This window comes from Streptomyces sp. NPDC001536, from assembly GCF_042894505.1.
Lineage (GTDB): Bacteria > Actinomycetota > Actinomycetes > Streptomycetales > Streptomycetaceae > Streptomyces.
In genome coordinates this window covers 123,914-145,559 of sequence record NZ_JBIAVQ010000011.1, presented here as the reverse complement: position 1 = coordinate 145,559, position 21,646 = coordinate 123,914, and the positions used below count along the sequence as shown (strand labels likewise).

Here is a 21,646-nt window from a genome sequence, read left to right as displayed (position 1 = left end):
ATGGACTTCGCGTTCGACGCCCGCACCGAGGAACTGCGTGCCAAGCTGCTCGCCTTCATGGACGAGCACGTCTACCCGGCCGAGGCCGTCGCCGAGGAGCAGCGCGCGCGGCTGGCCTCGCCGTGGGACACCCCGGCCGTGGTGGAGGAGCTGAAGGCCGAGGCGCGCAGGCAGGGTCTGTGGAACCTCTTCCTGCCGGACTCCGAGTACGGCGCCGGGCTGACCAACCTCCAGTACGCCCCGCTCGCCGAGATCACCGGCCGTTCCCCGCAGCTCGCGCCGACCGCGCTGAACTGCGCGGCACCGGACACCGGCAACATGGAGGTGCTGAGCCAGTTCGGTGACGAGCAGCAGAAGAAGCAGTGGCTGGAGCCGCTCCTGGCCGGGGAGATCCGCTCGGCGTTCGCGATGACCGAGCCGGAGGTGGCCTCCTCGGACGCCACCAACATCACCACCTACATCGAGCGCTCCTCGGACGGCACGGACGAGTACGTCATCACCGGCCGCAAGTGGTACATCTCCGGGGCGATGAACCCGGACTGCAAGATCTTCATCGTGATGGGCAAGACGGACCCGGACGGCGAGGACATCCGCCGTCAGCAGTCCATGGTGCTGGTCCCGCGCGACACCCCTGGTGTGACGGTCAAGCGCGCGATGCAGGTCTTCGGTTACGAGGACCACTCCCACGGCGGTCACGCCGAGGTGGTCTTCGACCACGCGCGTGTGCCGGTGTCGAACCTGATCGGCGAGGAGGGCGGCGGCTTCGCCATCGCCCAGGCCCGACTCGGTCCGGGCCGGATCCACCACTGCATGCGGCTGATCGGCATGGCGGAGCGGGCGATCGAGCTGATGTGCCGGCGGGCGGTGTCCCGTACGGCCTTCGGCAAGGCGCTGGCCCAGCAGGGCGTGGTGCACAACTGGATCGCCGACGCGCGCGTGACCGTGGAGCAGCTGCGGCTCCTGGTCCTGAAGACGGCCTGGCTGATGGACACCGTCGGCAACCGGGGCGCCCACACGGAGATCCAGTCCATCAAGATCGCCACGCCGCGTGCGGTGGTCGACATCATCGACCGGGCGATCCAGTTGCACGGTGCGGGTGGCGTCAGCCAGGACTTCCCGCTGGCCGAGCTGTACGCCGGCGCCCGGACGCTGATGATCGCCGACGGGCCGGACGAGGTGCACCAGCGGTCGCTGGCGCGGCGGGAGCTGAAGAAGTACCTGTGAGGTGAGCTGTAAGGGGCGGTCACCAATGGCGACCGCCCCTTACACATGTCCTCAGGTGCTCAGGGGCGCAGGGCTCTCAGCAGAAGGTCGGCCAGATGGTCGGCGACCTCCTGCGAGGTCATCGGACCGTCGGGGCGGTACCAGGTCGACAGGTGGTGGACCGAACCGAAGTGGTAGTCCACCACCAGGTCGGCCGGGGTCGCCTTCGAGAAGACGCCCGCCTCCTGGCCTTCCTCGACGAGCGCGCGGAACTGCTCGTGGTAGCGCCGGCGTTCGGCGCGCACCTGCTTGTTCTTCTCCGGGCTCAGGTGGTGCATGGAGCGGAAGAAGATCATCGCGTCGTCGAGGTTCTCGATCGTCGTGACGACGACGTCCGCCGCCGCGCCGCGCAGCCGCTTCTCGATCGGCTCGTCGGAGCTCGCGAAGGCGTCGAGGCGCTCCTGCTGGACGCGCAGCACGCGCGCGTACACCTCGTGCAGGAGGTCGTCCTTCGAGCCGAAGTAGTGGTACAGCGCCCCCTTGGTGACGCCGGCCGCTTCGACGATCTCCTGCACCGAGGTGCGGTCGTAGCCCCGCTCGGCGAAGAGCCGGGTGGCGGCGGCCAGCAGCCGCTGCGGGACGGGCGTACCGTCTCCGTCGGTCGTCCTGGGCACTGTGCCGCCTCCTGCTTTCCGTTCGCTACTGCTCGTTCTGCCTGCGGGAACGCAGTTCCCGCCGGAGGATCTTCCCACTCGCCGTCTTCGGCAGGTCGGGCAGGATCTCCACCTGCCTGGGGTATTTGTAGGCGGCCAGTCTCTCCTTGCAGTACACCGCGAGTTCATCCGGGTCCGTGTCGGCGCCCGGACGCAGGCTGATGTACGCCTTCACGGTCTCCCCGCGGTACCCGTCGGGCACTCCGACGACGGCCGCCTCACGCACCGCCGGGTGGGTGTACAGGACGTCCTCGACCTCGCGCGGCCACACCTTGAAGCCGGACGCGTTGATCATGTCCTTCTTGCGGTCGACGACGTAGAGCCAGCCTCGCTCGTCCATGAAGCCGATGTCGCCGGTGCGCAGTTCGCCGTCCGGGAAGGTCTCGGCGGTGGCCTCGGGGCGCCGCCAGTAGCCGGGCACGACCTGCGGGCCGCGCACGAGGATCTCGCCCTGCTCACCGAAGGGCACCTCCTCGCCCTGGTCGTCGACGATCCGTACGACCGTCTGGGGGCCCGGCAGGCCCACGGCCAGCGTCCCGGACACCGGGTCGACGGGCGCCTCCAACTGGGGCGGCACGGAGGCGCAGGGGGCAGTGCACTCGGTCAGCCCGTAGCCGTTGCGGATGTAGGGACCGAAGCCCGCCCGGAACTTCTCCACCAGGGCGGGCGGCACGGGCGCGCCGCCCGAGGAGATGTTCACGAAGGACGAGAAGTGGTCCGGGGTGACGTCCGGGTGGGCGGCCAGCGCCATGAAGGCGGTGGACGGGCCGACGGTGTAGTGCGGCCGGTGCTCGGCGAAAGCCTCCAGCACGACACCCGTCTCGAAGCGGTACGTCAGCACCAGCGTGCCCGCGCTGTTGAGACAGGCCCCGAGCTCGCACACCATCCCGGTGATGTGGAACAGCGGCGCGAGGGCGTAGTAGACCGGCGCGTCCGGCAGGCCCAGGCCCGTGCGCTGCCGCTCGGCGTTGCACATGATGTTGCCGTGCGTGTTGGTGGCGCCTTTGGGGGTGCCGCTGGTGCCCGAGGTGTAGCTGATGAGCGCGATGTCGGACGGGTCCGGGTCACGGCCCTCGGGCGCCGGGTGGCCGGCGCGGGCCACGGCGGCCAGGTCGTCGGCGTCGGCGGCCTGCGACAGCCGCTCGAAGGCCAGCACGCGCGCGTCGTCGCGGGTCTGGAAGTCCAACTCGCAGCCCGTCAGCACGATCCGCACCGGCGAGTCCGCCGCCGTCTCGCGCAGATACGACTCCCAGGCCCGGTCGGAGCAGATCAGCGCGGCCACCTCGCCGTCGCGCAGGACGTGGGTGACCTCCCCCGCCTTGTACATGGGGTTGACGGGCACGACGATCGCGCCCGCCTTCCAGGCGCCCAGCAGGGCGAGCACGAAGTGCGGGGAGTTCTGGAGCAGGATCGCCACCCGGTCGCCGCGCTCCAGGCCGCGCGCGGCGAGATGCCCGGCGACGGAGTCGCTCAGCTCGTCGATCTCGCGGTAGGTGAGGCGGCCGTCGAAGTAGGCGAGGAACGCGCGGTCCGGGGTCTCGGCGACGACCCTGCGCAGGGCGTGCACGAGGGAGTCGTCGGGCGCTATGGGAGCGCGCTGGGCCTCGTTGAGCAGGGCGACCCAGGGCTTGGCGGCGTACAGGGACTCGGTCACCTGGTCTCCTCCCACTTCTGCTGGAGGTGGTTCATGTTGCCCAGCCAGCGGTCCGGGTCGGCGGCCCGGGCCTGGTAGTACTCGGCGACCTCGGGGTGCGGCAGGATCAGGAAGCGGTCCTCGGCGATGCCCTTGAAGAGGGCCTCGGCGACGTCGTCCGGTTCCACGGCCGTCGGCTTCAGGACCAGATCGCCCGCGCTGCCGGTGGCGTCCAGCATGTCCGTGCGCACGCCCTGCGGGCAGATGGCGTGGACCTTGATCCCCCGGTGGCGGTACGTCAGTGACAGGTACTCGGCGAAGGCGTACGCACCGTGCTTGGTGACGCTGTAGGGCGCGGCCCCGATCATGGTGAGCAGTCCGGCGGCGGACACGGTGGACACGAACCGCCCGCTGCCCCGCTCCAGCCAGGCGGGGAGCAGTTCGTGAGCGGCACGCACGTGTGCCATGACGTTGACGTCCCAGGAGAGTTCCCAGGCCTTGGTGTCACCGAGATCGTCCACCTCGGGCCCGCCGAAGGCGACGCCGGCGTTGGCGCAGTAGACGTCGACGGTGCCGCCGAGCGCGTCCCGCGCGGCGGGCACGATCATGGAGGCGTCCCCCGGCACCGCGATGCCGCCGATCTCCTCGGCGACGGCCTCGGCGCGCTCGCCGTCCAGGTCATTGACGACAACGCGGGCCCCCTCGGCGGCGAACCGCCGGGCAAGGGCGGCACCGATGCCCCCTCCGGCCCCTGTGACGACCACACCAGCACCCTGCACGGCTTCCACCATCGGTCTCCTTCGACTGCGGCTCTGCGGAGATGACCAGACTAACCAGTCGGTATGTATCAAGGAAGGGGCGAGGTCGTTCCCCGCGGCCTGCGGGAGCAATACCGTGCCCCTCATGCGCCTATCCAGACGAGCACTACTCGCAGCGACCACGGCAGCAACCGCACTCTCCAGCGCATCCCCCGCAGCTGCGGCCCCACGCCGCCCGCGCACCGGGTTCGAACGCCTCGCCGCGGACGGCTACGCGCTCCTCGACGGCCAACGCGTCGGCGTCGTCACCAACCCCACCGGCATCACCCGGGACGTCCGCCACATCGTCGACGTCATGCACGCCGACGACCGGGTGAACCTGATCGCCGTCTTCGGCCCCGAGCACGGCTTCCGCGGCACCGCCCAGGCCGGTGGCTCCGAGGGCCGCTACGACGACCCGGCGACCGGGCTGCCCGTCTACGACACGTACCTCAAGAGCGGGCAGCCACTCGCCGACATCTTCACCGCCTCCGGCGTCGACACCGTCGTCTTCGACATCCAGGACGTGGGCGCGCGCTTCTACACGTACATCTGGACGCTGTACGACTGCATGGAGGCGGCCCGGCTGGCGGGCAAGCGGTTCGTGGTGCTGGACCGGCCGAACCCGGTGACCGGACGCGCGGCCCAAGGGCCCGTCCTGCACAAGGAGTTCGCCACCTTCGTGGGGCGCCAGCCCATCTCGCAGGCGCACGGCATGACCGTCGCGGAGCTGGCGCGGCTGTTCAACGGGGAGTTCCTCAGCGCGCCGGTGGCGCTGGAGACCGTACTCATGTCGGGGTGGAAGCGGTCGGAGTTCTACGACACGTCGGGGCTGCCCTGGGTGCCGCCGAGCCCCAACATGCCCACTCCGGACACCGCGTTGGTGTACTCGGGGACGTGTCTCTTCGAGGGCACGAACCTGTCGGAGGGGCGTGGCACCACCCGGCCCTTCGAACTGCTCGGCGCGGAGGGCGTCGACGGACGCTGGGCCGCCGCCGTGGGCGAACTCGGGCTTCCGGGCGCGCACTTCAGGGAGGCCTACTTCGCACCCACCTTCTCCAAGTTCCAGGGCAAGACCATCGGAGGCGTGCAGATCCATGTGCACGACCGGGCGGCGTACGACCCCGTGCGCACCGGGATCGCCCTGCTGGTGACCGCGAAGCGGGTGTGGAGCGGCTTCGCCTGGCGGTCCGACAACTGGATCGACAAGCTGACCGGCTCCACCCAGGTGCGTACCGCGATCGACGCGGGGGCCGGCCCCGACGAGGTCGTGGCGGGCTGGCGGGAGGAGCTGGCGGCGTTCAGGGCGACCCGCAGGGAGTACCTCCTGTACAGATGAGCCCCCGGCAGTTGAGCCGTCGAGTATGGCCAACTTCGCCCCGTAGCAGGACGATGCGACCGCATCGCACCACTACGGGGGACAAGGGGGCCTGTCATGGCGGATCCTGCGATGAGCGTGAGTCCGTACTGGGAGCTGACCTTCGACGCGGACGGCGATCCGGACGACAGGCGGCGGGACCGGCTCATCGCCGGGGTGGCGGAGCGCAAGGTCCGGGATCTGATCGTCTTCGCGCACGGCTGGAACAGCGACCGCTCCGGCGCGACCCGGCTCTACAGCCGCTTCTTCGAGCCGATCCCGGCGCTCGCCCCGAAGGCCCGCCTCGGGTTCGTGGGGGTGGTGTGGCCGTCGATGCGGTTCTCCGACGAGCCGATCCCGGACTTCCCGCGCTCCGTGGCCGCCGAGTCCGCCCGGCGTCCGGTGCTCGACAAGGACACCCGGCACGCCCTCCTGGAGACGTTCCCCGGCCGGGCGACCATCGTCGAGCAGATCACCCGCCTGCTGGACCAGCAGCCGCGCGAGGAGGCCGAGTTGGAGGAGTTCGGCCGGCTCGTGCGGATGCTGGTCGAGCTGGTGCCGCCGGGGCCGCAGGCGCTGTTCGGGGCGGACACCCTGGCGGAGGGGGTGCCGCAGAGCGAGCCGGACATGTTCTCCGGGCCCGTGACGGCGGTCTGCGAGGACTTCGCGCAGGCGCTGGCGCACCTCGAAGCGGCAGACGGCACGGCGGGGTTCACGATCCCCAATCCCTGGGACGGCGCCCACGAACTGCTGCGGCAGGCGACCTACTACGCCATGAAGCGGCGCGCGGGAACGGTCGGCGAGCGCGGGCTCGGGCGGGTGATCGGGCAGCTCGCCGCGAAGGCGCCCGAGGTGCGGGTGCATCTGGTCGGGCACAGCTTCGGCGGGCGTCTGGTGTCGTTCGCGCTGCGCGGACTGCCCGAGGGGGTGCGCACGGTGAAGTCCGTGACGCTGCTCCAAGGGGCTTTCTCCCACTACGCGTTCGCGTCCCGGCTGCCGCACGACACGCGCGCGGGAGGCGTGCTCCAGGGCCAGCAGAACCGGATCGACGGTCCCCTGGTGTGCTGCTTCTCCCGTCACGACTCCGCGCTGAGCACGATGTATCCGCTGGCCTCGCGGATGGCCGGGGACGCGCAGGGGGTCGCCGGGGCGGACGTCGGGCGGATGCTGGGCGCCAAGTGGGGCGCGATGGGCTTCGACGGGGTGCAGGCGGTGCCGGGCACACGCGCGTGGAAGCTCGCCGACGCGCTGCGGGAGACGCTGCCCACCTCGGGGTGCGTCAACATCGACGCGGCCGAGGTGGTCAGGCGTGGCGGGGCGCCGGCCGGGGCGCACAGCGACATCGTGCACCGGGACCTGGCGCGGGTGGTGCTGGCGGCGGGCCGCGTCCGCTGACCCGCCGCCGCTGTCAGGTCACCTGTGTGAGGTGAACTCCACGACCTGCTGGAAGGTCGGCCGGTTCTGCCAGCTGATGTTGTAGTGCTTGATGCCGCCCAGGGTGCGCTGGACGATCGAGTCGGCGCACCACTGGTTGCCCGCCGCGCACAGGTCGTCGCCGGGGTAGACCTGGGCCGCGGTCTTGCCGGCCGCCGTCTTCAGGGTGCTGATGAGGATGTCCCGGCAGGCGCCGAGGGTGCCGCCGCCGCAGTACTTCCGCGCCAGCGGGCCCTGCACCGTCTCGCCGAGCACCGCGCGGATGTCCTTGTCGACGTAGGACCACCAGCCGTACTGGAAGGAGCTGCCCGCGTGCGCGCCGGTCGGGCCGTGCGCGGCGGACGGGGCCTCGTCGACGGGCAGGTTGGCGGTGATGGCGGTGTACAGGTCGGTGCCGAGGCCGGGTTCGAACTCGGCCTTCACCAGCAGCGGCCACCACGCGTCGAGGATGCGGATCGCGTCCGCGTCGGCGTACGTCTTCGAACCCGCCGACGTCTCCGTGCGCTTGCCGCCCGCCGTGAGCCAGGTCTGGAGCTTGCTCACCGCGGCCGCGGCCGTGGAGTCGGTGACCGTACTGCTGTTGATCACCTTCAGCAGGTCCGACAGGACGTCCTCGGCGCGCAGGTCGGCCAGGGCCGCGTCGGCCATCGCCTTGACCAGCGAGGCGCGGGTCACGCCGCCCGCGGCGACCAGTTTCTTCACCCGGTCCTCCAGCAGGTTGCCGCGGTGCACGGAGCCGTCGCCCCAGGGTGCGGTCGAGTAGTCGGCGGCCTGTTTGTTGTTCCAGGAGATGTAGTAGTCCTGGTCGATGGAGTTGGGGTGGGCCGAGGCGGGCGTGTAGGTCGCCGCGTTCGTCGTCGGGTTCCAGCCCTGCCACTCGTACGCCGACCGCGCCCACACCGGGAAGTCTGCGTCGACGCCGGTCGCGCGCACCGGGTTGTCGCCGCTGTTGTAGTACGCGGTGTGCTCGGAGTCGGCGTAGAACCAGTTGAAGGTGTAGTTGATGTGCTGCACCGCGCTCTGGAAGGTCTCCGGGCTCTTCACGTAGTCCGGGTCGTTGAGCATCTGGAAGCCGATGATCGAGTCGGCCTCGCGCATGAACGACGAGCGCAGGGTGGTGTAGGCGACCTTCTTGCCGCCGACGGTCGCCCGGTACTCGACGGGGCCGTATTTCGTGCGCCAGACCCGCATCGTGTACGAGCCGGCGGCGGTGTCGTCGGCGGTGGTCGGGGCCCAGGAGTTCTTCTGCTCTATCTTCTCCATCGCCGTGCAGGTGCCGCGGTACAGGTAGTGGTAGTCGTCCTGGCACAGCTCGACGGCGTAGGTGTCGATGATGTCCTGGCCGGAGGTCGTGGCGCTCCACGCGTAGTCCTGGCCGCGGCCGAGTTCGACGTACATGCTCAGGCCCGCGAAGGAGGCGCCGCGCGCGCTGAGGCCGGGGCCCTGGATCTCCTGGAGCATGAGCAGCTGGGGTGCGAAGTAGCCGGTCTGCGGGCCGAAGACGGCGACCGGGTGACCGCTGGCGGTGTGATCGCCGCTGACGACCAGGGCGTTGGACATGCCGCGCCTGGCCGAGCTGAGGGCGGTCGTGGTCGCCGCCGTGGCGGCCGCGGTGGCGCTCTGCCCCGCTCCGGTGCCCGTGGGGTCGTAGACCAGCGGCTCGGTGGTCACCGAACCGGCGTCCGGCAGTGCCGCGCCCTGCGGGTCGGCGGGCTTGGTGGCGTACGGGAAGCTCTTGTCGTGGACGGTGACGACGGCCTCGGGGTCGTTGCGCTCGCGGAAGGACTCCCAGACCTTCGTGCCCTCCGTGACGCCGTACTGCTCCTGCGCGGCGAGCAGCGAGAGCGCGTTGTTGACCTCGCCGCCGCCTCCGGAGCCGAACAGCGCGCCGATCACCGAGGCGAGGGCGACCAGGTCGGTGGGCTTGAAGTGCTCGATGGTGCCGGCGTTGGTGACGGAGTCCTTGTGGCCGGTCAGGACGTACTCGCCGGGGAAGTAGCGGCCGCTGTCGGAGGCGTCGATGTAGGCGTTGATGCCGGCGACGTAGGCGTTGACGTCGGCGAGGGCCTGCTGGCCGCGGGCCCCGGCATTGGCGACCGCGTTGTCGATCTGGGCCTGGAGGTCGGCCTCGGTGTAGGGGGCGTTGCGCCAGAACTGCTGCTCGAGGCCCTGGTTGGAGGGGTCGCCGCCCGCGAAGGTGGTCAGCTGGCCGCGGCCGACGTGACGGAAGACATCCATGAGCCACAGCCGGTCCTGAGCCGCCGCATAGCCCGCTCCGTACTCAGTGCCGTATCTGGTGGTACCGGTGATGTGCGGCACGCCCGTCTTCTTGTCGCGGACGATCGTCACATCGGTGCGGCCACCGGGATTGAGCGTGGAGGCGACTTGATCGGACGGGACGCCGAAGGAGGCGTCGTTGAAGAAGTTGTTGATCGTGGCGTTGGTGAGCGACGGATAGCCCTTGGCCAGGTTGGCGTACGGGCCGAGCTGGTCCTCGGCGTGCTCGGGTTGGGTGCCGAAGGCCTGGTTGAGGAGGATCTGGGCAAGCGTGGCATTGCCGTTCTGACCGGGCGGCAGGATGTCGGAGCACTGGCTGCCGCAGTAGTCGTTGGCGGCCGTCGCTTCGGCGGCCGCGGCCGCTTGACCAAGGGGGGACAAAAGACCGGCAATCAGGACGCATACGGAAGCGGCCTTCAGGAACCCGGTGACTCTGCCGGGAGTTCTCAGTCTGTCGAGTGCGGTGCGTGAGGTGCGCCGAGGCATGGCAGCTCCTACCGACGGGAGTTGAGTCGGACGTTACCGCCGGTATCCCCGGGTTCGAAGATGAACATGCGTCAAGTTTTGGTAGCCGGTCCGGAGGCTGATGGGAGGCATCGGAAATCGGATGGAGCCGAATCGCGTGTCGATACGTCTATTCGGCGACGTCCGAACGACGACGCCGAAGTGACCGAAGTACAGGTGCAGGTGTGACGGAGGTGCAGGGCGATGGCCGGTTTCCGGAGTCTGGCGAGACAGGTGCGAGATCCGCGATGCGATCTGGCGCTGCGACGCTACTCGTTGCGTAAGTGCCTGGAGCGTTTTGCCCCCTACGGGCACAGGGCGACCTGGGACCACTTGTGCTCCCGGGCCGGGTTCGGTCCTGAGGACCGGTCCCCCGATCCAGCGCGGCTCGTGGCCGCGTTGGACGAGTTGGAAGAGGCGCGTTCGGTCTGGCTGGCCTATGAGGTCGAGTTCGCCGAGCGGCGCAAGAAGGAGAAGCACGACGGGCTGCGCAGGCCGGGCAGTGTCGACGACTGGCACCGGCTGACCTGGGGCGGTTTCGGCGTCGCGTGGTGCGACGACCCGCGGCTCCACCCCCGTGAACCGCTGGCCGAGGTGCTGCGCAGGCTGATCTCCGCGTTGGAGCGCGAACCGGGCTCGGTGTGCCCGGTGTGCAGCGGAGAGCGGTTGACCTGGATGTACGACCTGGCCCACGAACCCTCCTCGGGCCCGGTGTGCACGGACTGCGGGATCGTGGTGCCGCGTCCGGTGCTGACGCCCGAGGCCCTTGCGGCGTCCCGACGGCAACGACTGTTGATGTCCGCCTGAGCGAGTGGAGCGACCGGGGGTGCGCCGGGGATGCCGCACCCCCTCTTTGAGCGGGCTTCGCGTGCCGACCCCGTGCGGCTTTGTGCTCCATAGGGCTTCTGCCGCACCATCGGGGCATGGTTCAGGTGTGTCTCAATGGGTCCCGCGGGGCCGTTGACGGTGCGGTCGTGCCGCTGTCGCCGGAGGCCATGGCTGAGTCGGCGGCCGCGGCTGTCGCGGCCGGGGCCACGGACCTTCACGTTCATCCCAAGTCGCCCTGTGGTGACGACACCTTGTCGCCCCGGGTGCTCGCGGCGACCCTCGACGCCATACGGGCGCGGGTGTCGGTACCGGTCGGGGTGACCACGGGTGCCTGGGCGGAACCCGATCCCGCGCGACGGCTGGAGCGGGTGCGGGACTGGACCGTGCTGCCCGATCACGCCTCCGTCAACTGGCATGAGCCGGGGGCGGAGGAGCTGGCGGCCGTGCTCATCGAGCGGGGGGTGGGTGTGGAGGCCGGCATCTGGTCCGGGACGGACGCGGCGGCGCGGTTCGCCGTTTCTCCGCTCGGGCCTCGGGTGTTGCGGGTGCTCGTCGAGGTGACCGATACCTCGCCGGACACCGCCGAGGGCACGGCGCGTGCGCTGTTGGCCGAGGTGGGGGCCGCGCACGGCCGGCCGGTGCTGCTGCACGGTGAGGACGGCGGTGCGTGGCCGGTGCTGCGGCTGGCCGGGCGTCTGCGGCTCGCGACGCGGATCGGGCTGGAGGACACGCTGGTCCTGCCGGACGGGGAACCCGCCTCCTCCAACGCTGAGTTGGTGGCCGCCGGGCTGGTCCAGTACGGGTGGGCCCAGCGGTCGTCGTAGGGCGGGGCGAGGGGTTCGGTGCGGGTCGCGAGGTCGTGTTCGCCCGGGGTGTGGAGGCGAGTGGCACCGAGTTCGAGTGCATGCCTGCGGCGGCCTGCTCGGCCTCGGTGGGGGTTCGCGTTGCGCCCTACGGTTCGTTGGGGGTCGGGGCCGCACCGGGGGGTGTCCGTCCTCGGTCGGGCGGGGCTGTTCTTCCAGGTGGTGAACTTGGTCGGGCGCCCGACGCTGCGGGCGGACACCCCCCGGTACGTCCCCTGCTCGCCGTTGCGCCGGTGCGGGTCTCGTCCCGCCTGGTGTGCGTCAGCCGCAGCGGGTTGCGTCGTGGTGGTCCGGCTTGCGTTCGACCATCAGGCGGGAGCCTGCCTGGCGTTGGCCGAACGCGTCGTCCGGGTTGGACAGGACGCAGGTGTCCAGGGAGAGGCAGCCGCAGCCGATGCAGTCGGTGAGGTGGTCTCGCAGGCGGTTGAGTTGTTTGATGCGTTCGTCCAGTTCCGCGCGCCAGGTCTCGGAGAGGTGGGCCCAGTCCTCGCGGGTGGGGGTGCGTTCCTCGGGGAGTTCGGCCAGGGCGTCGCGGATCGTGGCGAGGGGGATGCCGACGCGTTGGGCGGCCCGGATGAAGGCGACGCGGCGGAGCGTGTCACGGGTGTAGCGGCGCTGGTTGCCGGTGGTGCGGCGGCTGGTGATCAAGCCCTTGGACTCGTAGAAGTGCAGGGCGGAGACGGCCGCGCCGCTGCGGGCGGCGAGCTGGCCGACCGTGAGTTCGTGGATCTTCTCGGGAATCTGGGGCACCCCTCGGACCCTACCCAAGCGAGGGAGGCCGTGGTCCGTTGACAGGGGGACCACGGGCGACCATGCTAAGCAGTTGCTTAGACGTGACGTCGTAATGCGGGAGGCCGGGACATGGCAGAGCCGAGGGTGTTTGCAGGGGCCGATGAGCTGAAGGCCGCGGTCGGTGAGCAACTGGGGTACACCGACTGGCTGGAAGTCGACCAGAAGCGGATCGACCTTTTCGCCGAGGCCACCGGTGATCATCAGTGGATTCACGTCGACCCCGAGAAGGCCGCCGCCGGGCCGTTCGGGACCACCATCGCGCACGGGTATCTGACCCTGTCGCTGCTGCCGTTGTTCGGGCCGCAGCTGATCAAGGTCGAGAACGTGAAGATGGGGGTCAACTACGGCACCAACAAGGTGCGCTTCCCCTCGCCCGTACCGGTCGGCTCGCGGCTGCGGGCCACCGCGGTGATCACCGGGGTCGACGACGTGGCCGGCGGCGTCCAGGTGACCGTCGCCTTCAGTGTCGAGCGTGAGGGCGGCGACAAGCCGGTGTGTGTCGCCGAGTCGGTGTCGCGCTACTACCTCTGAGCGGCTACTTGGCCACTCCCACCATCCGCAGCACGAGGTCGGCGTAGAGCGCGCCGACCTCGTCGGGCGTCATGGGACCGTCGACGGTGAACCAGCGGGCCACGTCGATGCAGAGGGAGAGGACGGCCAGGGTCGTGCCCTTGACGTCCAGGACGTCGAACTCGCCGGAGGTCACGCCGTCCTCGATGATGCCGCGCACCTCGGCGTCGCACTGGCGGCGCAGGGCGAGGATCTCGGCGCGGGCGTCCGGGCCGAGGGAGTCCAGTTCGTACTGGACGACCCGGGCCGTGGTGCGGCCGCCCGCGTGCCAGCGGACGAAGGAGCTGACCGCGTCCGCGAGGCGTTCCGTGGCCGTGCCTTCGCGGTGGGATGCCGTCCGCAGGATCTCCAGGGCCTTCGCGTGGCCGATCCTGCTGATGCGGTGCAGGAGTTCTTCTTTGGTCTTGTAGTGGATGTAGAGGGCTGCCGGGCTCATGCCCGCGCGGCCAGCGATGTCCCGGGTCGTCGTGGCGTGGTACCCGCGCTCGGCGAAGGCCTCCACCGCGGCGACCAGCAGCCTCCGTGCCGCGTCGGGCGTGACCTCGCCCCACGCCGACGTCTCGCCGTCGGTCGTCTCCTTCGCCGTACCCATCGCTTGCCCCTCTCCACTGACAGAGGCACCACCATACCGCCGAAGGTGAGCGAGCGCTTAGCCTGGCCGCTCAGAGCTTTTCGAACGGGCTGTACGCACGGGTCTGGGCGTCCTGCCGGTCCCGGATGACCTTGGCCAGGGTGAAGGCGGAGGTGACCAGGTACAGCACGGCGATCGCGAGGAAGGCCCGCACCCAGGCGTCGGCGTCGAGCTTGAAGATGCCGATCGCCGTGGCGGCCATGGCGACGGCGAAGGACGCGACCGCCTGGCCGTAGAAGGCGGCGGTGTTCTGGGGCTTGCCCGATGTGTCACTCATGGGTCGAGTGTGGGCGGGTGCGGGGCGGGCCACATCCGTCCAGGTACTCAGGTCCCGTACTCAGAAGGCCGATACTCCGGTGAGCGCGCGGCCGATGACCAGCTTCTGGATCTGGCTGGTGCCCTCGTAGAGGGTCATCACGCGGGCGTCGCGGAGCAGTTTGCCCGCCGGGTACTCGTCGATGTAGCCGTAGCCGCCGAAGACCTGGAGGGCGTTGTTGGCGGCCCTGACCGCCGCTTCGGAGGCGAAGAGCTTGGCCTTGGAGGACTCGGTGGTGAAGGGCTCGCCGCGGTCGATCAGGTCGGCGACCCGCCAGGTGAGGAGGCGGGCCGCGTCGACGTCCACGGCTATGTCGCTGATCAGTTCCTGGACCAGTTGGTGGTGGGCGATCGTCCTGCCGAACTGTTCGCGTTCACCGGCGTACTTCACCGCCGCGTCCAGGGCCGCCTGCGCCAGGCCCACGCAGCCCGCCGCGACCGACATCCGCCCCTTGGCGAGCGCCGACATGGCGACCGAGAAGCCCTTGCCCTCGGGGGCGAGCATCGCGGACGCGGGGACGCGTACGTCCTCCAGGACCAGTTCGGCCGTCGCCTGGCCGCGCAGGCCGAGCTTGCCGTGGATGGTGCGGCGGCTCAGTCCGGGGGTGTCGGTCGGGACCAGGAAGGCGGAGACGCCCTTGTGGCCGGGGGCGTCCGTGGAGCGGGCGAAGAGGAGGACGACGTCCGCCCAGGTGCCGTTGGTGATGAACGTCTTCGTGCCGTTGATGACGTAGTCGTCGCCCTCACGTACGGCGCGGGTGGCGAGGTTGCCCGCGTCGGAGCCCGTGCCCGGTTCGGTCAGGCCGAAGCAGCCGACCTGCTCGCCGGAGGTGAGGCCGGGGAGCCACCGGCGCTTCTGGTCCTCGGTCCCCCATGCCGCGATCGTCTTCGCCACCAGGCCGAGGGAGACGGAGACGATCCCGCGAACCGATGAGTCGCCCCGGCCCAGCTCCTCCGTGACCAGGCAGTACGCGAGGTGGTCGCCGCCCGAGCCGCCGTACTCCTCGTCGATCGTCAGACCCAGGAAGCCGACCTCGCCGAGCTTCTTCACGATCGAGCGGTCCACCTCTTCCGCGCGGTCCCAGGTGATCACGTGCGGGGCGATCTCGCGGTCCACGAAGTCCCGGGCGAGCTGCCTTACGGCCTCCTGCTCCTCGCTGAGCCCCAGGTTCACCACGAGATCACCCCACGGATAGCAGATCTTGAACGTCGTACATTTAAATTAGCACTGCTAGTTTCGGTACGCAGCCCTACTATGTGCGCCATGGCCCGACCGCGCAAGCCCCTCCTCAGCACCGACCGGATCGTCGAGGCGGCACGCGCGCTCGTGGACGCGGAGGGCCTCGCGGCCGTCTCCACGCGCCGGCTCGCCGCGGAGCTGGGCGTCAGCGGGCCCTCGCTCTACAACCACTTCCGCACCAAGGACGAGATCCTCGAAGCGGTCGCCGACTCGGTCAGCTCACAGGTCGACCTGTCGATGTTCGAGGACGGACGGGAGTGGCGGACCGCGCTGCACGACTGGGCCGTGTCGTATCGGGCCGCCCTGCGGGACCACCCGAACATCGTCCCGGTGCTGGCCCAGGGGCCCGGGCGGCGGCCCGCCGGCCTACGGCTCGCGGACGCGGTGTACGGCGCGATGGTCGACGCCGGCTGGCCGCCCGCGCAGGCCACCTCGATCGGCGCGCTGATGCGGTACTTCATCATGGGGTCCGCTCTCGGGTCGTTCGCCGGGGGTTTCGTCGACGACCAGAGCGCGTACGACCCCGCCGACTATCCGCACCTCGGGCAGGCCCACCTCCTGGCCGAGCAGCAGGAGAAGATCGACGAGCGGGCCTTCGAGACCGGGCTCACCGCGCTCCTTGACGGGCTGGTCCAGCAGTACGAGCAGGTCCGGCGGACGGCGTAGCACGCTTCGGTGGGCGCCGAACTGTCCGGGGCCCATGCTGGAGGGCATGACCTCCAGAGATCCTCAGGCGGCGGAACTGGCCCGGCTGGCCTCTCTCCTCGCCGACGAGACCCGCGCCTCCTGTCTGCTGGCCCTGCTCGACGGGCGGGCCTGGACCGCGAGTGAGCTGGCCCGGCATGCGGGGGTCGCGGCATCGACCTTGAGCGAGCATCTGGGCAAGCTCGTCGCCGGTGGACTGCTCACCGAGGAACGGCAGGGGCGGCATCGGTACGTCCGGGTGGCGGATGCCCGGGCGGCTCAACTGGTGGAGGAGCTTGCCTCGCATGTGGCGCCGGGGGCCGTCGTACGGCCGCGGAGTCTGCGGGAGTCGAGTGCGGGGTCGGCGATGGCTCGGGGGCGGACCTGCTACGACCACCTGGCGGGGCGGCTCGGGATCGCGGTGACGGATGCGATGACCTCCCGTGAACTGCTGCGCCAGGACACGGGGTTCGCGCTGACGGATGCCGGGCTGAGGTGGTTCGGCGAGGTCGGCATCGCCCTCGACCGGAAGGGCCGTCGGCCGTTGGCTCGCGCCTGCCTCGACTGGACGGAACGGCGGCCGCACCTCGCGGGGGTCGCGGGCGCCGCGCTCTGCCGGCACGCGTTGGACGCGGGTTGGTGTGTCCGGATCGGCTCCGAGAGGGCGGTGAAGGTGACGGGGGTGGGCGAGAGCGCCCTGGCCGAGTTGCTGGGCATTTCGTCATCGGCGTTGCGCTGACCCGCCCCAGGGGCGCGGGGAACTGCGCGACCGGCAACAACGCACCCGCAGAGGCACACCGTCCGAAAGCCGCGAGCTCTTGTCCCTTCCGATTCCTAACCTCAGGAGCATGATGAACCCCCGCCGCACCGATCTCCTCGCAGCCGGCGCCGCCCTCGTGACCGTCGTCCTCTGGGCCTCCGCCTTCGTCTCCATCCGCAGCGCGGGAGCCCACTACTCTCCAGGCGCACTGGCACTAGGACGGCTGCTGGCCGGAGTCCTGACGCTGGGGATCATCTGCCTCGTACGACGAGAAGGCCGACCACCCCGCGCCGCCTGGCCCGGCATCCTGATCTCCGGAATCCTCTGGTTCGGCGTCTACATGGTCGTCCTCAACTGGGGCGAGCAGCAGGTGGACGCCGGAACCGCCGCCCTCGTCGTGAACATCGGCCCCATCCTCATCGCCCTGCTCGGCGCGCGGATACTCGGCGACACCCTGCCGCCGAGGCTGCTCGCGGGGATGGCCGTGTCGTTCGCGGGAGCGGTCGCCGTGGGGCTGTCGATGTCGGGCGAGGGAAAGTCGTCCGTGCTCGGCGTGGCGCTGTGTCTGCTCGCCGCGGTCGCGTACGCGGGCGGCGTCGTGGCGCAGAAGCCCGCTCTCGGTTCGGCGAGCGCACTTCAGGTGACCACGTACGGCTGTCTCGTCGGCGCCGTGCTCTGTCTGCCGTTCGCGGGGCAGCTGGTCCACGAGGCGGCTGACGCGCCCGTGACGGCGACCCTCAACATGGTCTATCTGGGCGTCTTCCCGACCGCGCTCGCCTTCACGACGTGGGCCTACGCCCTGGCCCGCACCACGGCCGGGCGCATGGGCGCCACCACCTACGCGGTGCCCGCGCTCGTGGTGCTGATGTCCTGGCTGGCGCTCGGCGAGGTGCCGGGGCTGCTCACCCTGGCGGGTGGGGTGCTGTGTCTCGCCGGGGTCGCGGTGTCCCGTTCGCGGGCCGCGGCCGCTGCGCCACGGCCCGCGAAGGTCACCGAATCAGCGTGAACGCGCCCTGTCCGCAAGGACCTTGATGGAGATCAGGGCGATCACCGAGAGCGCGATGATGTAGCCGGCCACCGACATCGACGTGCCCGTCGTCTCCAGCAGCAGCACCATCAGGAAGGGCGCGAGGCCGCCGCCGCAGACCGCCGCTATCTGGTAGCCGAGGGAGGCGCCGGTGTAGCGCATCTCCGGTGTGAACAGCTCGGCGAACAGGGCGGCCTGGGGGCCGTACATGACGCTGAGGAAACAGCTGGCGACGAAGGTGCCGACCGCCAGCCACAGCAGCGAGCCGGTGTCGATCAGGAGGAAGAGCGGTATCGCCCACAGGGCGATGCCGACGGCGCCGAGCGTGTAGATCCGGATACGGCCGTAGCGGTCGGAGAGCGCCGCGGCCGCCGGGATCAGCACGAGCTGGGTGAGGCTGACGCAGAGGGAGACGGTGAGGACCGCGCTCTTCTTCATGTCCAGTTCGCGGGTCGTGTAGTCGAGGACGCCGGTGATGAGGATGTAGAAGGTCGCGGTGTTCACGGCGAAGGAGCCGCCGGCCAGCAGGACCGTGCCGAGGTGGTCGCGCAGGATCGTGCGCAGCGGGGAGCTCTGTTCCGACTTCTCCTTCTCGGCCAACGCCTTCTCCGCGTCGCGGAATTCAGGGGTCTCCTCGACCTTGGTGTGGATGTACCAGGCGAGGCCGAGCACGACCAGGCCGATGAGGAAGGGCACTCGCCAGCCCCAGGCCGCGAACTGGGTGTCCGTGGTGAAGGCGCCGGCCAGCAGGAAGACCGTGTTGGCGGTCACCACGCCGATGGGGACGCCGAGTTGGACGACACTGCCGTAGAGGCCGCGCTTGCCCTCGGGGGCGTACTCGGTGGCCAGCAGCATCGCGCCGCCCCACTGCGCGCCGACGGCGACGCCCTGGAGGACGCGGAGGGTCACGAGGAGGATGGGCGCGGCGACGCCGATCGTCTCGTACGTCGGCAGCAGGCCGATGCCCGTGGTCGCCAGGCCCATGAGCGTGAGCGCGAGGACCAGCATCGGCTTGCGGCCGCGCTTGTCGCCGAGCTGGCCGGCGACGATGCCGCCGATCGGGCGGGCCAGGAAGCCGACGGCGAAGGTCGCGAAGGAGGCGAGGACTCCGGCGGTGGAACTGCCCGCCGGGAAGTACAGGTCGCCGAGGACGAGGGCCGCGGCGATGCCGAAGACGAAGTAGTCGTACCACTCGACGGCTGAGGCGAGCGCGGCCGCCGTGGCTACGCGGCGGCGGTTGACCGTGGGGAGAGCGGTCGGGGTGATGGGCTGAGCGGAGGGGGCCATGTCCATGCGGTGCACACTCCGATGGGTGCGGTGGGGACGTTGGCGGCGAACATACTAACCGGACGGTATGGAGGCAATGGTCGTGCGGGAAGGTTGCCCGGAGCACTCAAGGGGCCGGTGGACCTGCGGAAAAGGCCGGAGGGCACGGCTGTGGCCCCGGCCTCCAGGGGAGGTCGGGGCCGGCGCACGTGCTCTAGAAGACGACCAGCGCCCTGCCGCCCTTGCCCGCCAGCATGTTCTCGAAGGCCGCCGGGATGCCGTCCAGGGCGATCCGCTCCGTCACCAGCGCACCCAGGTCCAGGCGGCCCGCCCGGACGTGCTCGGCGAGCACCGGAAGGTCCTCCGCCGGGTTCGAGTTGCCGTAGACGCAGCCGGCGAGGGTGCGGCCCCAGTGGAAGATCTCCAGGGCGTTGAAGGTGACCTGCTGGTCCTTGCCGCCGATGCCGACGACCGTCGTACGGCCGCCGCGGCGGGTGGAGTCCCAGGCGGTGCGGATCGTCGTCGCACGGCCGACGCACTCGACGGCGACGTCGACGCCCTGCTTGCCGGTGAGGCCGCGGATCTCGCGGGCCGTGTTCTCGGAGGCCACCACATACTCCGTGGCGCCGGCCTCGCGGGCCAACTCCTCCTTCGCCGGGGAGACATCGACCGCGACGATCTTCGCGGCGCCCGCGATCCGGGCCGCCTGGAGCGCGGCGAGGCCCACTCCCCCGACGCCGTACACGGCGACCGTCTCGCCCTCGCGGACCCGCGCGGAGTGGTGGACGGCGCCGTAGCCGGTGAGGACCGCGCAGCCGAGGAGGGCCGCGTCCGTGAGGGGGATGCCCTCGGGGAGCGGGAGGACGCAGGACGCCGGGACGACCGTCTCCTCGGCGAACGCGGCGACGTTCAGGCCGGGGTGGAGGTCGGTGCCGTCGGCGGTACGGGCGTAGACGTCGGCGGCGCCGTTGAGGGCGTTGGCGCAGAGCCAGACCTCGCCGAGTGTGCAGGCGTGGCAACTGCCACAGGACGGGGCCCAGTTGAGGACGACCTCGTCGCCGGGCGCCACACCCGTGACTCCCTCGCCCACGGCGACCACCGTGCCCGCGCCCTCGTGGCCGAGCACGGCCGGGACCGGCACGCGCATCGTGCCGTTGGACAGGGACAGGTCGGAGTGGCAGACGCCGGCGGCGGCGAGGCGGACGCGGACCTGGCCGGGGCCGGGGTCCGGGAGTTCGATGTCGGTGACCTCCAGGGGAGCGCCCACGGCGGGAAGGACTGCTGCGCGAACCACGGATACGCTCCTAGAACTGGAGGGACTTGGTCTGGAGGTACTCGGCGAGACCGTGCGAGCCGAGCTCGCGCCCGACGCCGGACTGCTTGTAACCGCCGAACGGGGCAAGCGGGTTGAAGCGGCCGCCGTTGATGTCGACCTGCCCGGTGTCCATGCGGCGGGCGAAGGCCACCGCCTCCGCCTCCTCTCCGGCCCAGACGGCGCCCGCGAGGCCGTAGACCGTGCCGTTGGCGATACGCAGGGCGTCCTCCTCGTCCTCGTAGCGGAGGATGGACAGGACCGGGCCGAAGATCTCCTCCTGGGCGATGGTCATGTCGGGCGTGACGTCGGCGAAGACCGTCGGGGACACGAAGTAGCCCTGTTCGCGCGGGGATTCGGGTCCGCCCGCGACCAAGCGGGCGCCCTCGGCCACGCCCTTCTCGATGTAACCCCGCACCCGCACCTGCTGCTTGGCGTTGACGACCGGGCCGATGCGGTCGCCGTACTTGGCGGCGGCGGTCGCGGCGAGTTCGACCGCCTCCTCGTACTGCTCCCGGTGGACGAGCATCCGCGTCCAGGCGCTGCACGTCTGGCCGGAGTTGGACATCACGTTGGCGACGCCGACATTGACGGCCTTGGCGAGGTCGGCGCTCGGGAGGATCACGTTGGCGGACTTGCCGCCGAGTTCGAGGGCGACCTTCTTGATGGCGGCACCGGCCGTGGCGCCGATCTGGCGACCGACGGCGGTGGAGCCGGTGAAGGAGACGAGGTCGACGTCCTCGTGCTCGACGAGGGCCTGTCCGGCGACCGGGCCGTGACCGGTGACGAGGTTGAAGACACCGGCCGGGACGCCGGCCTCGTGGACGGCCTCGGCGAAGAGCTGGGCGACCAGCGGGGTGTCCTCGGCGGGCTTCAGGACGACCGTGCAGCCTGCCGCTAGGGCGGGGGCGACCTTGGCGACGATCTGGTGGAGCGGGTAGTTCCAGGGCGTGATCGCGCCGACCACGCCGATCGGTTCCTGGCGGACGATCGAGTTGCCGACCTGCTCCTCGAAGGCGTACGTCGCCGCCAGTTCGGCGTACGAGCCCGCGACGGCGAGAGGGACGGCGGCGTGGACGTTCTCGGAGAACTTCAGGGGCGAGCCGAGTTCGGCGGTGACCGTCTCGGCGATCTCGTCCTTGCGGGCCACCAGGACGTCCCTCAGGGCGGCCAGGCGGGCGGCCCGTTCGGCCGGCGCGGTCGCGGCCCAGGCCGGGAGGGCGGCGCGGGCGGCCCGTACGGCGGTGTCGACGTCCTCGGCGGTGCCGGCCGGGACCCGGCCGATCACCTGCTCGTCGACCGGGTTCACGACCTCGATCGTGTCCCGGCCGGCGGCGGGTCGCCACTCGCCGTCGATGTACATGCCGTCGTGTGCCTTCATCGTGCTTTCCTCCCGGCGGGGCCGTGTGGTCGTCCGGCGCGGTCCGGGTCATAAACTAG

The 21,646-nt window shown here is 70.7% G+C and carries 20 protein-coding genes; 9 read left to right on the top strand and 11 right to left on the bottom strand.

Going from position 1 to position 21,646, the window contains the following annotated elements; all coding sequences use genetic code 11:
- Nucleotides 1–1,224, top strand: coding sequence for an acyl-CoA dehydrogenase family protein (locus tag ACFY0U_RS28645; RefSeq protein WP_388640619.1), 1,224 nt, complete (start codon nt 1–3; stop codon nt 1,222–1,224).
- Nucleotides 1,225–1,283: 59 nt separating this feature from the next.
- Here ACFY0U_RS28645 and ACFY0U_RS28640 read toward each other — a convergent pair whose 3' ends face one another.
- From ACFY0U_RS28640 to ACFY0U_RS28630, 3 genes are read right to left on the bottom strand one after another with little or no spacing between them, the layout of a single operon-like run.
- Entirely contained in the window at nt 1,284–1,877 is a 594-nt protein-coding gene (locus ACFY0U_RS28640; RefSeq protein ID WP_388640616.1) for a TetR/AcrR family transcriptional regulator, read from the bottom strand.
- 25 nt (nt 1,878–1,902) lie between these two features.
- Entirely contained in the window at nt 1,903–3,570 is a 1,668-nt protein-coding gene (locus ACFY0U_RS28635; RefSeq protein WP_388640614.1) for a class I adenylate-forming enzyme family protein, read from the bottom strand.
- A complete protein-coding gene (locus ACFY0U_RS28630) occupies nt 3,567–4,340 on the bottom strand; it encodes an SDR family oxidoreductase (RefSeq protein ID WP_388640612.1) in 774 nt (257 codons plus the stop codon). The genes ACFY0U_RS28635 and ACFY0U_RS28630 overlap by 4 nt, the downstream gene beginning before the upstream one ends.
- A gap of 112 nt (nt 4,341–4,452) precedes the next feature.
- On the opposite strand from ACFY0U_RS28630, the gene ACFY0U_RS28625 reads away from it, so the two are divergent.
- Both ACFY0U_RS28625 and ACFY0U_RS28620 read left to right on the top strand, forming a co-directional pair.
- Nucleotides 4,453–5,685 (top strand): exo-beta-N-acetylmuramidase NamZ domain-containing protein, encoded by a 1,233-nt coding sequence (locus tag ACFY0U_RS28625; RefSeq protein ID WP_388640610.1) that lies wholly within the window; start codon nt 4,453–4,455, stop codon nt 5,683–5,685.
- Between the two features lie 96 nt (nt 5,686–5,781).
- On the top strand, nt 5,782–7,098 hold the full coding sequence (locus tag ACFY0U_RS28620; RefSeq protein WP_388640607.1) for a serine-threonine protein kinase: 1,317 nt from the start codon (nt 5,782–5,784) through the stop codon (nt 7,096–7,098).
- An 18-nt stretch (nt 7,099–7,116) separates the two neighbouring features.
- Here the strand turns inward: ACFY0U_RS28620 and ACFY0U_RS28615 are convergent, their stop codons facing one another.
- Complete coding sequence (locus ACFY0U_RS28615; RefSeq protein ID WP_388640604.1) at nt 7,117–9,900, bottom strand: penicillin acylase family protein; 2,784 nt, start codon at nt 9,898–9,900, stop codon at nt 7,117–7,119.
- A gap of 222 nt (nt 9,901–10,122) precedes the next feature.
- Here ACFY0U_RS28615 and ACFY0U_RS28610 point away from each other — a divergent pair, with 222 nt between their 5' ends.
- Both ACFY0U_RS28610 and ACFY0U_RS28605 read left to right on the top strand, forming a co-directional pair.
- A complete protein-coding gene (locus ACFY0U_RS28610; protein ID WP_388640601.1) occupies nt 10,123–10,725 on the top strand; it encodes a hypothetical protein in 603 nt (200 codons plus the stop codon).
- 116 nt (nt 10,726–10,841) lie between these two features.
- A complete protein-coding gene (locus ACFY0U_RS28605; protein WP_388640598.1) occupies nt 10,842–11,570 on the top strand; it encodes a 3-keto-5-aminohexanoate cleavage protein in 729 nt (242 codons plus the stop codon).
- A gap of 300 nt (nt 11,571–11,870) precedes the next feature.
- Here the strand turns inward: ACFY0U_RS28605 and soxR are convergent, their stop codons facing one another.
- Nucleotides 11,871–12,359 (bottom strand): redox-sensitive transcriptional activator SoxR, encoded by a 489-nt coding sequence (gene soxR, locus ACFY0U_RS28600; protein WP_388640595.1) that lies wholly within the window; start codon nt 12,357–12,359, stop codon nt 11,871–11,873.
- Between the two features lie 111 nt (nt 12,360–12,470).
- On the opposite strand from soxR, the gene ACFY0U_RS28595 reads away from it, so the two are divergent.
- Nucleotides 12,471–12,932: a MaoC family dehydratase gene (locus ACFY0U_RS28595; RefSeq protein WP_388640593.1), complete on the top strand. Its 462-nt coding sequence runs from the start codon at nt 12,471–12,473 to the stop codon at nt 12,930–12,932.
- Nucleotides 12,933–12,936: 4 nt separating this feature from the next.
- On the opposite strand, the gene ACFY0U_RS28590 is transcribed toward ACFY0U_RS28595, so the two are convergent.
- The 3 genes from ACFY0U_RS28590 to ACFY0U_RS28580 all read right to left on the bottom strand — a co-directional run bounded on the left by ACFY0U_RS28590 (nt 12,937) and on the right by ACFY0U_RS28580 (nt 15,091).
- Entirely contained in the window at nt 12,937–13,563 is a 627-nt protein-coding gene (locus tag ACFY0U_RS28590; protein ID WP_388640590.1) for a TetR family transcriptional regulator, read from the bottom strand.
- Between the two features lie 70 nt (nt 13,564–13,633).
- Nucleotides 13,634–13,879, bottom strand: a complete 246-nt coding sequence (locus tag ACFY0U_RS28585) for a YiaA/YiaB family inner membrane protein (protein WP_388640587.1) — start codon at nt 13,877–13,879, stop codon at nt 13,634–13,636.
- A 60-nt stretch (nt 13,880–13,939) separates the two neighbouring features.
- Nucleotides 13,940–15,091: an acyl-CoA dehydrogenase family protein gene (locus ACFY0U_RS28580; protein ID WP_388640985.1), complete on the bottom strand. Its 1,152-nt coding sequence runs from the start codon at nt 15,089–15,091 to the stop codon at nt 13,940–13,942.
- 90 nt (nt 15,092–15,181) lie between these two features.
- Here ACFY0U_RS28580 and ACFY0U_RS28575 point away from each other — a divergent pair, with 90 nt between their 5' ends.
- The 3 genes from ACFY0U_RS28575 (at nt 15,182) to ACFY0U_RS28565 (ending at nt 17,607) form a co-directional block, all read left to right on the top strand.
- The gene (locus ACFY0U_RS28575; protein WP_388640585.1) at nt 15,182–15,823 is read left to right on the top strand and encodes a TetR/AcrR family transcriptional regulator; all 642 of its coding nucleotides are present in this window, start codon (nt 15,182–15,184) and stop codon (nt 15,821–15,823) included.
- Nucleotides 15,824–15,857: 34 nt separating this feature from the next.
- A complete protein-coding gene (locus tag ACFY0U_RS28570; protein WP_388640582.1) occupies nt 15,858–16,580 on the top strand; it encodes an ArsR/SmtB family transcription factor in 723 nt (240 codons plus the stop codon).
- Between the two features lie 112 nt (nt 16,581–16,692).
- Complete coding sequence (locus ACFY0U_RS28565; RefSeq protein WP_388640983.1) at nt 16,693–17,607, top strand: DMT family transporter; 915 nt, start codon at nt 16,693–16,695, stop codon at nt 17,605–17,607.
- Here the strand turns inward: ACFY0U_RS28565 and ACFY0U_RS28560 are convergent.
- The 3 genes from ACFY0U_RS28560 to ACFY0U_RS28550 all read right to left on the bottom strand — a co-directional run bounded on the left by ACFY0U_RS28560 (nt 17,599) and on the right by ACFY0U_RS28550 (nt 21,587).
- Nucleotides 17,599–18,921 (bottom strand): MFS transporter, encoded by a 1,323-nt coding sequence (locus ACFY0U_RS28560; RefSeq protein ID WP_388640579.1) that lies wholly within the window; start codon nt 18,919–18,921, stop codon nt 17,599–17,601. The two genes, ACFY0U_RS28565 and ACFY0U_RS28560, sit on opposite strands and share 9 nt — an antisense overlap.
- Before the next feature lie 187 nt (nt 18,922–19,108).
- Nucleotides 19,109–20,188 carry a Zn-dependent alcohol dehydrogenase gene (locus ACFY0U_RS28555; RefSeq protein ID WP_388640577.1) on the bottom strand — a complete coding sequence of 360 codons (1,080 nt, stop codon included), beginning with the start codon at nt 20,186–20,188 and terminating at the stop codon, nt 19,109–19,111.
- Between the two features lie 10 nt (nt 20,189–20,198).
- Complete coding sequence (locus ACFY0U_RS28550; protein WP_388640575.1) at nt 20,199–21,587, bottom strand: aldehyde dehydrogenase family protein; 1,389 nt, start codon at nt 21,585–21,587, stop codon at nt 20,199–20,201.
- Nucleotides 21,588–21,646: the final 59 nt, after the last annotated feature.

What these genes read in the sequence shown, in the direction of transcription:
- ACFY0U_RS28575 (WP_388640585.1), top strand. Translation starts at nt 15,182, where the DNA reads ATGGCCCGACCGCGCAAGCCCCTCCTCAGCACCGACCGGATCGTCGAG.
- ACFY0U_RS28595 (WP_388640593.1), top strand. Translation starts at nt 12,471, where the DNA reads ATGGCAGAGCCGAGGGTGTTTGCAGGGGCCGATGAGCTGAAGGCCGCG.
- ACFY0U_RS28620 (WP_388640607.1), top strand. Translation starts at nt 5,782, where the DNA reads ATGGCGGATCCTGCGATGAGCGTGAGTCCGTACTGGGAGCTGACCTTC.
- ACFY0U_RS28610 (WP_388640601.1), top strand. Translation starts at nt 10,123, where the DNA reads ATGGCCGGTTTCCGGAGTCTGGCGAGACAGGTGCGAGATCCGCGATGC.
- ACFY0U_RS28550 (WP_388640575.1), bottom strand. Translation starts at nt 21,587, where the DNA reads ATGAAGGCACACGACGGCATGTACATCGACGGCGAGTGGCGACCCGCC.
- ACFY0U_RS28630 (WP_388640612.1), bottom strand. Translation starts at nt 4,340, where the DNA reads ATGGTGGAAGCCGTGCAGGGTGCTGGTGTGGTCGTCACAGGGGCCGGA.
- ACFY0U_RS28560 (WP_388640579.1), bottom strand. Translation starts at nt 18,921, where the DNA reads ATGGACATGGCCCCCTCCGCTCAGCCCATCACCCCGACCGCTCTCCCC.
- ACFY0U_RS28625 (WP_388640610.1), top strand. Translation starts at nt 4,453, where the DNA reads ATGCGCCTATCCAGACGAGCACTACTCGCAGCGACCACGGCAGCAACC.
- ACFY0U_RS28590 (WP_388640590.1), bottom strand. Translation starts at nt 13,563, where the DNA reads ATGGGTACGGCGAAGGAGACGACCGACGGCGAGACGTCGGCGTGGGGC.
- ACFY0U_RS28585 (WP_388640587.1), bottom strand. Translation starts at nt 13,879, where the DNA reads ATGAGTGACACATCGGGCAAGCCCCAGAACACCGCCGCCTTCTACGGC.
- ACFY0U_RS28615 (WP_388640604.1), bottom strand. Translation starts at nt 9,900, where the DNA reads ATGCCTCGGCGCACCTCACGCACCGCACTCGACAGACTGAGAACTCCC.
- ACFY0U_RS28605 (WP_388640598.1), top strand. Translation starts at nt 10,842, where the DNA reads ATGGTTCAGGTGTGTCTCAATGGGTCCCGCGGGGCCGTTGACGGTGCG.
- ACFY0U_RS28645 (WP_388640619.1), top strand. Translation starts at nt 1, where the DNA reads ATGGACTTCGCGTTCGACGCCCGCACCGAGGAACTGCGTGCCAAGCTG.
- ACFY0U_RS28570 (WP_388640582.1), top strand. Translation starts at nt 15,858, where the DNA reads ATGCTGGAGGGCATGACCTCCAGAGATCCTCAGGCGGCGGAACTGGCC.
- ACFY0U_RS28565 (WP_388640983.1), top strand. Translation starts at nt 16,693, where the DNA reads ATGAACCCCCGCCGCACCGATCTCCTCGCAGCCGGCGCCGCCCTCGTG.